This is a genomic window from Pseudomonas sp. R37(2017), from assembly GCF_002113375.1.
In the GTDB taxonomy this organism is placed as follows: Bacteria; Pseudomonadota; Gammaproteobacteria; order Pseudomonadales; family Pseudomonadaceae; genus Aquipseudomonas.
Map to the genome: position 1 here is coordinate 73,297 of NZ_NEHO01000009.1, position 16,710 is coordinate 90,006.

Annotated in this window: 4 protein-coding genes; 3 read left to right on the forward strand and 1 reads right to left on the reverse strand. The window is 61.0% G+C overall.

Features of this window, described 5'->3' with window-relative positions:
* Positions 1–5: 5 nt before the first annotated feature.
* Positions 6–1,742 carry a type I secretion system permease/ATPase gene (locus tag CAG47_RS16355; RefSeq protein WP_085725893.1) on the reverse strand — a complete coding sequence of 579 codons (1,737 nt, stop codon included), beginning with the start codon at positions 1,740–1,742 and terminating at the stop codon, positions 6–8.
* A gap of 672 nt (positions 1,743–2,414) precedes the next feature.
* On the opposite strand from CAG47_RS16355, the gene CAG47_RS16365 reads away from it, so the two are divergent.
* From CAG47_RS16365 to CAG47_RS16375, 3 genes are all read left to right on the forward strand, one after another.
* Positions 2,415–13,664 carry a peroxidase family protein gene (locus tag CAG47_RS16365; RefSeq protein ID WP_085725895.1) on the forward strand — a complete coding sequence of 3,750 codons (11,250 nt, stop codon included), beginning with the start codon at positions 2,415–2,417 and terminating at the stop codon, positions 13,662–13,664.
* 200 nt (positions 13,665–13,864) lie between these two features.
* Positions 13,865–14,440: a hypothetical protein gene (locus CAG47_RS16370; RefSeq protein WP_085726009.1), complete on the forward strand. Its 576-nt coding sequence runs from the start codon at positions 13,865–13,867 to the stop codon at positions 14,438–14,440.
* 203 nt (positions 14,441–14,643) lie between these two features.
* Positions 14,644–16,683, forward strand: a complete 2,040-nt coding sequence (locus CAG47_RS16375) for an NADPH-dependent 2,4-dienoyl-CoA reductase (RefSeq protein WP_085725896.1) — start codon at positions 14,644–14,646, stop codon at positions 16,681–16,683.
* Positions 16,684–16,710: the final 27 nt, after the last annotated feature.

Consider the following 16,710-nt stretch of genomic DNA (forward strand, 5'->3'; position numbering starts at 1 on the left):
ATCGATCACTCCCGTGCTTTGACGGAGGCCAGCGGAGTCGAAGCGCCTGCAGGTATCACACTGGCCTTGCGCAGCGCTGCGAATACTTCATCGCGCGTGCCGAGCATCTGCACGCCGCCGTCACGCAGCATCAGCACCTTATCGACGGCGCAGAGGACGTTGGGACGGTGGGAAATCAGGATGACGGTGGCGCCACGGGCCTTGAGTTCGGCCAGTGCATCGACCAGGGCCTTTTCGCCGACGTCGTCGAGGTTGGCGTTCGGTTCATCCAGCACGATCAGGTTGGGTTCGCCATACAACGCGCGAGCCAAGGCGATGCGTTGCTTCTGGCCACCGGAAAGCGGGCTGCCGTCGGTGCCCAGGCGGGTGTCATAACCCTGGGGAAAACGCAGGATCATCTCGTGCACGCCAGTGATCCTGGCGGCGCGGATGACCGCTTCGCTGTCCACTTCGCCAAAGCGCGCAATGTTGTCGGCAATGTTGCCCTCGAACAGCTCCACGTCCTGTGGCAGGTAGCCAATCCAGGGGCCAAGTTCGCCTTTGTTCCAGGTGAATATGTCCGCGCCATCCAGGCGTACCTTGCCGGCCTGCGTCGGCCAGACGCCAACCAGCAGGCGGGCGAGGGTGGATTTGCCCGAGGCGGATGGGCCGATAATGCCAAGGCTCTCGCCGGGGACAAGGCTGAAGCCAACTCCGCGCAGAATCGTGTTGTTGGTACCTGGGGCGCCGGCATACACATTCTCCACTGCCAGCATGCCCTGCGGCCGCTGCAGCGACATGCTCGGTGGCCGGCGTGGGAAATCATGCAGCATCTCGTTCAGCCGGCCCCAGGCCGAACGGCAGCCGAGCAGTTGCTTCCACGACGCGATGACCTGTTCCACCGGGCCCAGTGCGCGGCCGGTGAGGATCGAGCAGGCGATCATCATCCCCGGGGTGATCTTGCCTTCGATCGCCAGCAGCGCGCCGGCGCCGAGGATCAGTGACTGCAAGGTGATACGCACGAAGCGCCCGGTGCTGCTGATCAAGGCGGCGCGGTCGGAGGCCAGGGTCTGCATTTCCAGAATGCGCAAATGGCTCATGTACCAGCGTTTGCTGATCGACGGCAGCATGCCCATGGCCTCGATGACCTCGGCATTGCGCAGGTTGTTGTTGGCGTATTGGGCGGAGGACATCGCGGCCTGATTGGCTTCGGCCAGCGGTTTCTGTGTCGCCTTTTCAGTGAGATAAGCCAGGCCCATCAGGATCAGCGAGCCGACCAGCGTGAGCAGACCGAGCAGTGGGTGGATCAGGTAGGCGACCAGCAGGTAGATCGGTGTCCACGGCGCGTCGAAGAAAGCGAACAGCGAGTTGCCGGTGACGAACTGGCGAACCTGGGCGAGGTCTTGCAGGGCCTGGGCCGGGTTACCACCGGCGCGGCTCAGGTTGCGCTCGAATGCTGCGTTGAAAATGCGTCGGTTGAGTTCCATGTCGAGGCAGTTGCCGACCCGGATCAGAACCCGCGTGCGGATCATCTCCAGCGTGGACATCAGCAAGAACAGCCCCACTATCAGCACAGTCAACATCGTCAGCGTCGTGACGTTGCGACTGACCAGGGCTCGGTCATAGACCTGCAGCATATAAATAGCTGGCGTCAACATCATGACGTTTATGACGCCGCTGAACGCTGCCAGCGAATAAAAACTGCGGCGCATGCGAAAAAGGGCGTCGGCCAGTTCGGAACGGATGCTCGACTGTTTGGGCATGGTGGTCCTCCCACTGCGAAAAGCCGGTCGCCCTTGTGGCGCAACAGCTAACAGTAAATGTAGTTCCTTAAACCACTTATGCACGCGCAGGCTGGGTCGCTCTGTGGATGGCGAGTCTTCCGAAATCTCTGCGCTGCTCCTTATGCAGGAGCGTAGGTGGCTGCGAAACAGTCCGAAATAACATTTCGCTCTATACCTGCACTCAACTTCCTATATGTCTTTTAAAAACAGCTAGTTGGAAGCCTAAAACACCAGTCGTCTGTTTTAGCGACGTAATATTGACAAAGTTTTGCTATGGAACTTTAGTCTTAGTTATCGGGGGGGCCTGCCCGCCTGAAGCTTGCCATCGCTTTGGCAGCGCAAGGCGCGGTGATTCACCCGGAAGGAGCAGAACATGTTGATCATTTCGTTGTTTTGCAGAGTGAAGGGGCTTACCAGCAAGTTTGCCTTTACCTCCTGTTTCCATGGCCCGCCCAGGGCACGCATCCGCTCTGCCTGATCACGCGGCGAGCCTTTCATTACGCGAATTCCAGGCGCGTATCCCGAGTTCCGGGTAACGCCAGCTCTCGCTGAAAAACAAAACCAACAATCTGCACAAGCCAGCACATGACTTGGCGCGGAAGGACCTTCTCGTCCCGCGCCTTTACCCAGATAGATCGAGGGCAATTCAAAATGGCCAATTTCAACAAAGCGGACCTGGAGTTCATCCTCAAACAAATCTTTATCGCCGAAGCGCAAGCCGACGGCGCCAGCCTCAATGATTTGCTACCCAACACTCAGGTGCCATTCGGTCTGCGTACCGTCGATGGCAGCCTCAATAACCTGGTGACCGGCCAGAGCGAATTTGGCGCCGCGGACAATACTTTCCCGCGCCTGCTTCAACCCTCGTTCCTGCCCGATTATGTCGGGACAGGGCCGGTGATCGACCCGCAACCACGGATTATCAGTAACCTGGTAGTCGACCAGACCGCCAACAATCCGGCGGCCTATGCAGCGGCCTTTGACCCCGGACTGGACGGGGTGCTCAACTTCGGTGTGGTGGGTGCCGGTAATGACGACGTCCTCAAGGATGGCGTACAGATCGTCGCCAGCCCCGGTCTGGATGGGGTGTTCGGCACTGCCGATGACAAGGATGTGTTCCTCTTTCCCAACGTGTCGCCGGACGTTGGCCTGACCGCCAGCTTCAACTCGTGGATGACGTTCTTCGGGCAGTTCTTCGACCATGGTCTTGACCTTGTCACCAAGAGCGCTACCGATACCGTGTTCATTCCGCTGCAACCGGACGATCCGTTGTTCGTACCGGGCAGCCCGACCAATTTCATGGTGCTGCCGCGTGCAGTGCGTACCGCTGGGGCGGACGGAGTAGTCGGCACGGCCGATGATGGCCAGACCAACACCACCTCGCCGTTCGTCGACCAAAGCCAGACCTACAGCTCGCACCCTTCGCATCAGGTGTTCCTGCGCGAGTACGTCATCAACGCGGCAGGCGACCCCGTTGCCACAGGGCGCCTGATTACCAATCGCGATCTTGGCGCCGATGGCCGGTTCGGCACCGCCGATGATGGCACAGGCGAAAATGGCGGCATGGCGACCTGGGCAGTGGTCAAGGCGCAGGCCCGTGACATTCTTGGCATCAATCTGACCGACGCCGATGTGCACAACGTGCCGTTGCTGGCAACCGATGCGTACGGCAACTTCATTCGCGGGCCTAACGGCATGCCGCAGGTAGTGATTCGCATCAGTAATGGTGCCGACGGCATCGCCGGCACGGCCGATGACGTCACTCAACTGGTTGAAGGCAACCGGGCAAATCCTATCAGTCTGGCCAATGCCGTGAGCACCGGACATGGCTTCCTCGATGACATCGCCCACAATGCCGCGCCGGTCGTCGTTGGCGGGGTTTTGCAAGCGGATGCCGACACCACTGTCGGCAATGCTCAGCCCGTTGACGGGGCCGGCAACAACCTGACCTATGACAACGAACTGCTCGACGCCCACTACATCGCCGGTGACGGCCGGGTCAACGAAAACATCGGCCTGACCACCGTGCACCATGTGTTCCACTCCGAGCACAACCGTCTTGTCCAGCAGTCCAAGGACACCATCCTTGCCTCCGGCGACCTGGCCTTCCTCAATGAGTGGCTGGTTGACGACGTGACCGCGATACCGACTACAGCCGCTGAGATTGCAGCGTTGGTGTGGGACGGCGAACGCCTGTTCCAGGCCGCCAAGTTCGGCACCGAGATGCAGTACCAGCACCTGGTGTTCGAAGAGTTCGCGCGGACCATTCAACCGCAGGTCGATGAGTTCCTTGCGCCCAACGGCTATGACACCTCGATCAACCCGGCGATCCTCGCCGAGTTCGCCCACGTGGTGTACCGCTTCGGTCACTCGATGTTGACCGAGACCGTCGATCGCTTCGATCCCGACTTCAATCCGCTGCTCACCGATCCGACCAACCCGGACTCGCAACTGGGGCTGATCGCGGCTTTCCTCAACCCGCTGGCCTTCGCCGGCAGCGGCCTGACCGCTGACCAGGCGGCAGGGGCGATCGTTCGCGGTGTGACCCGCCAGGTCGGCAACGAGATCGACGAGTTCGTCACTGAAGCCTTGCGCAACAACCTGCTCGGTCTGCCACTCGATTTGCCAGCCCTGAACATGGCGCGTGGTCGCGACACTGGCATTCCTACATTGAATGAAGCCCGTCGTGAGATGTACGCCGCGACCGGCGACAGCCAACTGAAGCCGTACATCAGTTGGGCTGACCTGGTGGACCACCTCAAGCACCCCGAGTCGCTGGTCAACTTCATTGCGGCCTATGGCACCCATGGCTCGATCACGTCGGCGACCACGCTGGCAGAGAAACGCGCAGCAGCCCTGGCGCTGGTGTTCGGTGGTGCAGGTTCGCCTGCCGACCGCCTGGACTTCCTCAACAGCACCGGTGCCTGGGCCAACGTGACCCAGGCCGGCCAGGATGGAGTACTGGGTACCGCAGACGACATAACGGGTGTGACGATCACGGGCCTCGACGACGTTGATTTCTGGGTCGGTGGCCTCGCCGAAGAGAAAATGCCGTTCGGCGGCATGCTCGGCTCGACGTTCAACTTCGTGTTTGAAACCCAGATGGAGGCGTTGCAGAACGGCGACCGCTTCTACTATCTGTCGCGTACCGCGGGCCTGAACTTCGGCACTGAGCTTGAGAACAACTCCTTTGCCAAGTTGATCATGCTCAACACCGATGTCACCCACCTGTCGAACACCGTGTTCCTGACACCTACGTTCACCCTCGAAGTGAATCAGGCCAGCCAGTTCACCGGAGAGGGCGTGGATGGCAGGGCCGATCCGACGGGCGGCATCATGATCAACGGCGTGGAAGTCGTGCCGCTGGTGATTCGCGACAACCCCGAGACCGTAGGTCCCGATACCAATTATCTGCAGTACACCGGTGAAGACCATATCGTCATGGGCGGCACCGCCGGCAATGACATCATCATTTCCGGTGAAGGCGATGACACCCTTTACGGCGACGCCGGCAACGACCGCCTCGAAGGCGGTGCGGGGAACGATGCGATACTCGGTGGCGATGGCGATGACATCATCAGCGACGCGTTCGGCGACAACCGTATGGAAGGCAATGCCGGTAACGATGTGATCATCGCCGGCAGCATGCTTGCCGCAGGCAACCTGATCCTGGGTGGCGACGGCCAGGACTTCATCATCACCACCGAAGACATCAGTACCACCTTCGGCGGCCAGGGTGACGACTTCATCCTGGGTGCCAAGACCAACTTGCCACCTACCGGCAACGAAGGTGATGACTGGATCGAGAAGGGCACCCAGGACGGTGCGCCTGGCGATAACTTCTCGCCGCTGCTCAATGACGATGTGATTGGCAACGACATCTTTGTGGGGGGTGGCGGCTTCGACGAAATGATCGGCGAGGGTGGCGACGACATCTTTGTCGGCAGCGATGCCCAGGACAAGATGGACGGCATGTCCGGCTTCGACTGGATCACCTACAAGAACGACAAGGTTGGCGTGACCGCTGACCTGAGACTGGCCGCACTGGCTCAGCCTCACGGCAACACACCAAACCAGAACGCCGGGGTGTTCAATCCGGTCGGCGCCTCGCCAGCCTCGATTCTCGACCGTTTTGCCGAGGTCGAGGGTTTGTCCGGCTCGAGTTTCGGCGATGTGCTCAAAGGCGATGATGTCGATGCAGTCACTATCGTCAACCACGGTGGCGCCACGGGCAGTGCGCTGACCAATGTCGCGTTGATCCGCGGCCTGGATCAGTTCCTGGCCGATGCCGGCCTGCCGGTCACCGGATTTGCCACCGGCAACATCATCCTCGGCGGCGATGGCAGTGACCTGGTCGAGGGCCGCGGCGGCGATGACCTGATCGATGGCGACAAATGGATCAACGTCAGGATTGCCGTATATGACCCTGCCGACGTCAACCATCTCGGTCCTGAAATCGCTAGCTTCGACAGCATGGCCGATATGATCCCGTTCATGCTGGACGGCACCATCAACCCTGGCCAGCTCAAGGCCGTGCGGGAAATCATGCCCGGCGTCTCGACGGGTGGGGCGGCTTTCGACACCGCCATTTACTCCGGAGTCGCACTCGACTACACGGTGACTGTCGACGACCGCGGCACCGCCGATCTGGCGGACGATATCTATACAGTGACCGACAGTGTCGCGGGTCGCGATGGCACCGATACCCTGCTGCATGTCGAACGCCTGCAATTTGCCGATCAGCAGATGGTGCTGGTGGACGGGCTCAATGCCCAACCGACCGGCAGTCCGACGGTCACCGGTGGGGTTGGCGGTGTGATTACGGTGGGCGACACGCTGACTGTCAGTGCGGCGGCGCTGCGCGATGCCGACAACATCGCGGCGGGAAATCCGCTGGGCCTGGTCAATAGCTCCGTGTCCTACTACTGGCAGTTCGAGGCAGTTGCGGGCAGCGGTGTTTTCGAGGACATCATCCTGTTGCCGGCTGGCGACCTGGCGTTCCAGAGTGCCGACGGCACCACGTTCAAGGTATCTCCCGACCTTGCCGGGCTGAATTTGCGGGTCAAGGCGATCTACCAGGATGCTCATGGCACCACTGAAATCGTGTTTTCGGAGCCGACTGGCTTGGTGGCTCCCGGCGCACCGGTGGTACCGACGGCGCCGATCCCGGTAGTCGATGCCACCTCGGGTGGCGCGGGCCTGCACATGGTGCGCTCCGACCTCAACTTCATTCTTGACCAGATCAAGATTGCCGAGGCTGAAGCGTCTGGTCAGGACATCCTCTCGCTGATCCCGAATATTCGCTCGCCTTTGGGCCTGCGTGCGGTCGACGGGTCGAACAACAACCTGTTGAACCTCAACGGCAACAATCACACCGAGTTTGGTGCCGCCGACAACGTCTTTCCGCGCTTGAGCGATCCGGTCTTCAATCCGGCGGAAGGCGGGACGTCGTACACGCAGACCAGCGGTCTGGTGATTGACTCGCAGCCGCGCACCATCAGTAACCTGATCGTCGACCAGACGGCGAACAATGCGGCGGCCTATGCCACGGCTTTCGACCCGGGCTTGAACGGGCATCTCGACTTCGGCGTGGTGGGTCCGCTTAATGACGACGTGCTCAAGGATGGCGTACAGATCGTCAAGAGCCCCGGGCTGGATGGACAGTTCGGTACGCTCGACGACCACGATGTGTTCCTGATCGAGAACACCGCGGCGGACGCGGGATTGTCCGCGCCGTTCAACGCCTGGATGACCTTCTTCGGGCAGTTCTTCGATCATGGCCTGGACCTGGTGACCAAAGGTGGTTCGGGCACCGTCTTCATTCCGCTGCAGCCGGATGATCCGCTCTTTGTCCCAGGCAGTCCGACGAACTTCATGGTCCTGACCCGGGCAACCAACCAGCCAGGGCCGGATGGCGTTCTTGGCACGGCCGACGACATCCATGAGCATACCAACACCACCACGCCGTTCGTGGACCAGAACCAGACCTACAGCTCGCACCCGTCGCATCAGGTGTTCCTGCGCGGTTATGAGCTCAACGCAGCGGGCGAACCGGTCGCCACCGGCAGGTTGATCACTAACCGTGACCTGGGGGCGGATGGTACGTTTGGCACCGCTGACGACGTTGAAATCGGTGGCATGGCAACCTGGAAGGTGGTCAAGGCCCAGGCCCGTGACATTCTTGGCATCAATCTGACTGACGCCGATATCGATAGCGGCCCACTGCTGGCGACTGACGCCTATGGCAACTTCATCAAGGGGGCGAACGGCTTCCCGCAGGTTGTCATTCGGGTCAACAACGGGGCGGATGGCATTGCCGGCACCGCCGATGACGTCACTACGCTTGTCGAAGGCGATCCGGCCAATCCGGTCAGCCTCGTGAACGCGGTACGCACCGGCCATGCCTTCCTCAACGACATCGCCCACAACGCCGTGCCGGTTTCTGCAGGTGGGGTTCTACAGGCGGATGCCGACACCGATGTCGGCAATGCGCAGCCCGTTGACGGGGCCGGCAACAACCTGACCTATGACAACGAACTGCTCGATGCTCACTACATCGCCGGCGACGGTCGGGTCAACGAAAACATCGGCCTGACCGCAGTGCATGCGATCTTCCACTCCGAGCACAACCGCCTGGTCCAGCAGACCAAGGACACCGTGCTCGATTCGGGAGACGTGGCCTTCCTCAACGAGTGGCTGCTCGCTCCGGTGGCTGCGTTGCCAACCACCCAGGCTGAGTTCGATGCATTGCAGTGGAATGGCGAGCGCTTGTTCCAGGCTGCCAAGTTCGGCACCGAGATGCAGTATCAGCACCTGGTGTTCGAGGAGTTTGCGCGGACCATCCAGCCTAACGTCGACCTGTTCTTCGCTCCGACCCAGGTCTATGACGTCGACCTCGATCCGTCGATCGTCGCCGAGTTCGCCCACACCGTGTACCGGTTTGGCCACTCGATGCTGACCGAGACTGTCGATCGCTACGATATCGACTTCAACGTGATAGGTGATCCGGCCAGCGCCAATCCCGATCAGCAACTGGGCTTGATCGCGGCGTTCCTCAACCCGTTGGCGTACGCCGCCAGTGGCGTGTCGCCAGAGGATGCGACCAGTGCGATCGTGCGCGGGGTGACCCGGCAAACCGGTAACGAAATCGACGAGTTCGTCACCGAGGCGCTGCGCAATAACCTGCTCGGCCTGCCGCTCGATCTGCCGGCGATCAACATCGCCCGTGGCCGCGACGCGGGGATTCCTTCACTCAACGCGTTCCGCCGCGACATCTACAGCCAAACCGGTGACACCCAACTCAAGCCGTACAACAGCTGGGTCGACCTGGTGCAGCACCTCAAGCATCCGGAGTCGTTGATCAACTTCATCGCGGCCTATGGTACGCATGACACCATCACGGCGGCGACCACGCTGGAGGGCAAACGTGCTGCAGCGCTGGCGCTGGTCTTTGGTGGTGTAGGGGCGCCGGCTGACCGCCTGGACTTCCTCAACAGCACCGGTGCCTTTGCCAACGTGACGCTGCCTGGCAGGGATGGGATCGCGGGCACTGCCGATGACCTGAGAAATGTCACGGTCACGGGCGTCGATGCCATCGATATGTGGATTGGCGGCCTGGCTGAACAGAAAACTCCGTTCGGCGGCATGCTCGGCACAACCTTCAACTTCGTGTTCGAGAACCAGCTGGAAAAACTGCAGGACGGCGATCGCTTCTACTACCTGGAGCGTACCTCTGGCCTGTCGATGAATGCCGAACTGGAAAGCAACTCGTTCGCCAAGCTGATCATGGCCAACACCTCGGCCACGCACTTGCCGGGCCTGGTGTTCTCCGACCCAGGTTTCTACCTGGAAGTCGACCCGGGCAAGCAATTCAACGAAGGCCTGCTCGCTGCCGATCCGCTCGGCCCGGACGGCGAGCAGGTGGTGTTCCGCGACAACCCGCTGACCGTGGGCCCGGACACCAACTTCATCCGCTACACCGGTGCCGAGCACATCGTATTGGGTGGTACCGACAACGACGACATCCTCATTTCCAGCGAAGGCGATGACACTGTCTGGGGTGATGCCGGCAACGACCGCATCGACGGCGGGGACGGCAACGACCAACTGCGTGGCGGCGATGGCAACGACATCATCACCGACACCGGTGGCGACGATAACATCCAGGGTGGCGACGGCAACGACGTGCTGCACGGAGGCAACGGTGTCAACCTGATCATTGGCGGGTTCGGCAGCGACTTCATCGTGACCGGTGAGGACGCCTCCGAAGCCATTGGTGGCCAGGGCAACGACTTCATCCTGGGCAGCAAGGCCAACGAACAGGACATGGGTAACGAAGGCGACGACTGGATCGAGAAGGGCACCTCGGACGGTGCACCTGGCGACAACTTCGATCCGCTCGGCAACGACCCGGTCATCGGCAACGATGTATTCGTCGGCGGCAACGAGAACGATAAGTTCAACGGCGAAGGCGGTGACGACATCATGGTCGGCAGTCTCGGCATGGGTGACCGCTATATCGGCGGCTCCGGCTATGACTGGGCGACCTTCAAGGACCTCGCCCAGGGCGTGAGCATCGATTACAGCGATCGCTTCTTCGATGTGCCACCGATGCCAGGTTCCGGTGCCTCGGCGCTGGTGCGCTTCGACATCATGGAAGGCCTGTCGGGTTCGACACACGGTGACTTCCTGCGCGGTGACAACGAAGATGCGACGTCGCTGCCTACCGCAGGTGCAACCGGCAGTGTGCTGACCAACATCAACCTGATCGACGGTCTGGCGGGCCTGCTGCCAGTCGGATCGACGTTCTATGCTGGCGGCAACATCATCCTCGGCGGCAGCGGCGGCGACCTCATCGAAGGCCGCGGTGGCGACGACATCATCGATGGCGACAAGTGGCTGAACGTACGCATCAGCGTACGGGCAAACGCTGATGGCACTGGTGCGGAAATCGCCACGTTCAACAGCATGGAACCGTTGGTACCGTTGATGCTCAACGGTACCTACAACCCAGGCCAACTGGTCGTCGTGCGGGAGATTCTGACCGGCGCTGACAGCTTCGACACCGCGGTGTATTCCGGCAATTTCTCGGAGTACGCAATTACCCGCGATGGCGATGCCGTCATCGTGACCGACCTGGTGGCGGGCCGTGACGGCGCCGATCGCCTGACGGGCATCGAGCGCCTGCAGTTCTCCGACCAGGCGCAACCGACACTCGTCGGTACCGCAGTCAACAACGGACCTGTGGGGCGTCTGGCGATCCTCGACGCTACCACCGGTGCGCGTGAGCCAGCGCCTGTCGCCGGCCAACTGCTGCGCGTCAGCAGCCAGTCGGTCCACGACCTGGACAGCGTGAGTGCGACCAATCCGACCGGCGCAATTACCGGTGCGGTGTCTTACTACTGGCAGGTCGAAACCGTTGCCGGTTCGGGCATCTATGAAGACATCACCTTTATCGCCGCCGGCGAGGTATCGCGGGCGACGGGCGCCACCTACCGGGTGGCGGATGATGTCGCCGGTTCGAACATTCGTGTTCGGGCGGTGTACCAGGATGGCAATGGTACGCTGGAGATCGTCGACTCGTCGGCGAACAACCTGCCGACCGCAGGGCCGACGATCCTCGGGCTTGTGGCGCAGAACCAGGTGTTGACCGCCGACCCGTCGACCATCATCGATGTCGATGGCCTGACCAATCCGCAGTTCACCTTCCAGTGGCAGGAGACCAACGGGGTCACTTTCGTTGACATCCCCGGAGCCACCGGCAGCACGTTCACGCTTGGCCAGGCTCAGGTCGGCGATCAGGTGCGCGTGGTAGTCAGTTTCGTGGATAACTTCGGCGTGGCCGAAAGCATCGCGTCTGACGCCACGGCTCCGGTGGCCAATGTCAACGATGCACCGACAGGTGCGTTGCTGATCAACAATACGACACCGACTCAAGGGCTGGCCCTGACCGCGCTGACGGCCGGGATTGTCGATCCGGACGGGGTGGGCACATTCAGCTATCAATGGCAGCAAGGTACCGGGACTACCTTCACCAATATCGCCGGTGCGACCAACGTGAACTTCACCCCTGGGGCGGCGCAGGTCAACCAGCAAATCCGGGTGATCGCGCGCTACACCGATGGCTTCGGCACACTGGAGTCGGTGACCTCTGCGGCGACGGCGCTGGTCCTGCTGCAGGGTGCGGTGCAAACGGGCGACGCCCTGGCGAACACCCTTGTCGGTGGCGCAGGTAGTGATGTGCTGTTTGGCCTGGGCGGGAACGATACGCTCATTGGCCTCAATGGTGTCGACCAGTTGTTTGGCGGCGTCGGCGACGACAATCTCAGCGGTGGGAACGGCGACGACTTCCTCAATGGCGAGGATGGCAACGACTTCCTCAATGGCGGTGCGGGTAATGACCAGATGCTGGGTGGAGCCGGCAACGACACCTACCGCGTCGAAAATGCCGGGGACGTGCTGATCGAGTTGGCGGGTGAGGGGGCCGACTCCGTACAGACCACGCTCAACAGCTTCACGCTGGGCGCCAACATGGAGCATCTGCTCTACCTCGGAGTCGCCAACTTCACCGGCAACGGCAATGCGCTGAACAACGTAATCACCGGCGGGACGGGTAATGACACCCTCAACGGCGGCGACGGCAACGACACCTTGATGGGGGGTGCCGGCAACGACGTCCTCACCGGCGGTGCGGGTAATGATGCAATGGTCGGCGGAGCCGGCAACGATACCTTCCGCGTCGATTCAGCCGGGGACCTGGTGACCGAGGCGGCGGGTGAGGGTTCCGATTCCGTGCAGACGACGCTCACCAGCTACACATTGGGCGCCAATGTCGAGAACCTGCTCTACACCGGCACCGGCAACTTCACCGGCAACGGCAACGCGTTGAACAACGTCATCACCGGCGGGGTGGGTAATGACACTATCAACGGCGATGGTGGTAACGACACCTTGCTCGGTGGAGCCGGCAACGATGTCATCACTGGCGGTACGGGCAATGACCGGATGGTCGGCGCAGTCGGCAACGATACCTTCCGCGTCGATTCGGCCGGGGACCTGGTGGTCGAGACGGCGGGTGAAGGTACCGATTCCGTACAAACGACGCTCAACAGCTACACGCTGGGTGCCAATGTCGAGCACATGCTCTTCAACGGAGTCGGCAACTTCACCGGTACCGGCAACGCGTTGAACAACATCATCACCGCCGGGGCGGGTAATGACACCCTCAACGGTGGTGGCGGCAACGACACATTGCTCGGTGGCGTCGGCAACGACGTCCTCAATGGCGATGCGGGCGCTGACCGGATGGAAGGCGGAGTCGGCAATGACACCTACCGCGTCGATTCTGCCGCGGACGGGGTCATCGAGTTGGCGGGTAACGGTGAGGACTCGATACAGACGTCGCTGACCAGCTACACGCTGGGTGCCGATGCCGAGCATCTGCTCTTCACCGGGGTCGGCAACTTCGTCGGTACCGGCAACGCGTCGAACAACGTCATGACCGGTGGGGTGGGTAACGACACCCTCAACGGCGCGGGCGGCAACGACACATTGCTCGGCGGCGCCGGCAACGACCTCCTCGATGGCGGTGCCGGCAACGACAGTGTTGCTGGCGGTGCCGGCAACGACACGATGAATGCCGCCAGTGGCGACGATATCTTCGTGTTCGCGGCGGGCTTCGGTAACGACCGGATCCTCGGCTTCGATACCGATGCGGCGGGAGGTCAGGATCTGCTCAATATCGTCGGGCTCAACATCACGGCAGCGACGTTCAACAGCAGTGTCAATATGGTCGATCTCGGTGCGGATACGTTGCTCAACTTCGGCGCTGGCTCAATCACCCTGGTAGGTGTTGGCGACCCGAACACCGTGTCGGCCACAGACTTCATCCTGGCTTCATGATGTTCTGACAGGCACTGTCGCAAGGAGCGCAGACCACGGAAGGGAGGGCAATGGATGCCCTCCCTTTCTTTTTCCCGAGGGGGGATTTCTGTTCGTCGATGCCGTTGGGTATCGGAGCGCCAGCAGTGTAATGACGCTCAAAAAAGCAGGCTGGAACCGAGCTGCGAAATCAAAAAGCAATGGAAAAAGGAAACCCGGTCTTGAACACTTCAGCGTTCTGCGTCTTGAGCGGCCTATTGGTTTCGCTCGCGGTTTCTGCCACCGGGGTTACTTCGGTCTTCGATCTGGACTTCACCAGGTCGGCCATGGAAACGCTGAAAAAACTGGATATCAACGACGCGCTCATTGTCTCGGTCTCAAGTCCTTCTGCATTTACCTTCTGCCGAAAAGGATCGTCAACGCTCTGGAAGTATCAGGTGTTGGATCTGGAGCAACTGGCGGCGATCCAGATCGACCAAAAGCGCACTTCAACGGACTATCAACGAATTAGCGTTGCGCAACTCAATAGTGTCGCTTGCGAGCTGGACCACCTCGCAGCATTGGGTCAACCGGCTATAAGGCGTGGATTTGCCCTGGGCCTGATCACCTTGTTTCTGTTGGTCGGCCTCAGATACACCTACCAGGTCATCAAGCATTGCTATTGTGCTCAGAGCGGATTTTCGAAGCCAGGCATGCAGCGATTCAACGAATCCCGGTTACCGCAAAATTCAACGGTCCTGGCGTTGGCCGCATGGGGTATAGCTGCAGTGACGGCGTTTGTTTACTTCGGGTTTTGAATATTTCCACAGATAGCGGATATGCCGTATCGCATTAGCGACCAGAACGTCCATTCGCTGACGGTGTGACTGCTCATTTCGATCATTAAGTTGTCATTTTCAGTCATTGAGCGGCAGCAGCGCGACTCTTAGTCTGTCGAACATGACTGATGGGGGCCGTAGAGCTCCCGCACTTTCCGTGATCGCTCGATGTGGAGTTACCGATGACCGCCGCTCAATACCCGCACCTGTTGGCTCCGCTGGACCTGGGTTTCACCACGCTGCGCAATCGCACCCTGATGGGGTCGATGCACACTGGCCTTGAAGAGAAACCGGGTGGGTTCGAGCGCATGGCCGCCTACTTCGCCGAGCGTGCCCGTGGCGGTGTCGGCCTGATGGTCACTGGCGGTATCGGTCCGAACGACGAAGGTGGCGTGTATTCCGGCGCGGCCAAGCTGACCACTGAAGAAGAGGCGCTGAAACACCGCATCGTCACCCGTGCCGTGCACGATGCAGGCGGCAAGATCTGCATGCAGATCCTCCACGCCGGTCGTTATGCCTACAGCCCGAAACAGGTCGCGCCAAGTGCGATTCAGGCGCCGATCAACCCGTTCAAGCCCAAGGAACTGGACGAGGAAGGCATCGAAAAGCAGATCAGCGATTTCGTCACCTGCTCGGTCCTGGCACAAACCGCCGAGTACGACGGCGTGGAAATCATGGGCTCCGAAGGCTATTTCATTAACCAGTTCCTCGCCGCCCACACCAACCACCGGACCGATCGCTGGGGTGGCAGCTATGAAAACCGCATGCGCCTGCCGGTGGAAATCGTCCGTCGCGTACGTGAGGCGGTTGGTCCGAACTTCATCATCATTTTCCGCCTGTCGATGCTCGACCTGGTCGAAGGCGGCAGCACCTGGGACGAAATCGTTCAACTGGCCAAGGCCATCGAGCAAGCCGGTGCGACCCTCATCAACACCGGTATCGGCTGGCACGAAGCGCGGATTCCGACCATCGCCACCAAAGTACCGCGTGCGGCGTTCAGCAAGGTCACGGCCAAACTGCGTGGTTCGGTCAATATTCCGCTGATCACCACCAACCGTATCAACACGCCGGAAGTGGCCGAGCAGATTCTCGCCGAGGGCGATGCCGACATGGTGTCCATGGCGCGGCCGTTCCTCGCCGACCCGGATTTCGTCAACAAGGCTGCTGCTGGACGCGCCGATGAAATCAACACCTGCATCGGTTGCAACCAGGCCTGCCTCGATCACACCTTTGGCGGCAAGCTGACCAGTTGCCTGGTCAACCCGCGTGCCTGCCATGAAACCGAACTCAATTACCTGCCCGTGCAGCAGTTGAAGAAAATCGCCGTGGTCGGTGCCGGGCCTGCCGGTTTGTCCGCCGCGACCGTGGCCGCCGAGCGTGGTCATCAGGTGACGCTGTTCGATTCGGCCAGCGAAATCGGCGGTCAGTTCAACATCGCCAAGCGGGTGCCGGGCAAGGAAGAGTTCTACGAAACCATTCGCTACTTCAGCCGCAAGCTGCAGACCACCCATGTCGAGGTGTGCCTGAACACCCGCGTCGATGTGGCCGCCTTGGTCGAGGGCGGCTACGACGAGATCATTCTGGCCACCGGCATTGCGCCGCGCGTGCCGGCCATTGCGGGGGTGGAGCACGCCAAGGTGCTGAGCTACCTGGATGTGCTCCTGGAGCGCAAGCCGGTCGGCCAGCGTGTCGCGGTGATCGGTGCCGGTGGTATCGGTTTCGACGTCTCCGAGTTCCTTGTGCATGAAGGTGTCGCGACCAGTCAGGATCGTGCTGCGTTCTGGAAAGAATGGGGCATCGATAGCCACCTTGAAGCACGCGGTGGTGTCGCCGGTATCAAGGCCACGCCCCACGCGCCGGCTCGCGAGGTGTTCCTGCTGCAACGCAAGAAGTCCAAGGTCGGCGACGGCCTGGGCAAGACCACCGGCTGGATTCATCGCACTGGCCTGAAGAACAAGCAGGTACAGATGCTCAACAGCGTTGAGTACCTGAAGATCGATGACGAAGGCCTGCACATCCGCATCGGCGAAACCGGCGAACCGCAGGTGCTGCCTGTGGACAACATCGTGATTTGCGCCGGGCAGGATCCGCTGCGTGAGTTGCATGACGGCCTGGTGGCGGCGGGGCAGAGCGTACACCTGATCGGTGGCGCGGATGTCGCGGCTGAGCTGGATGCCAAGCGGGCGATCAATCAGGGATCGCGGTTGGCGGCAGAGCTTTAACAGGCAGGTCTGTCAGCTGTTAAGATG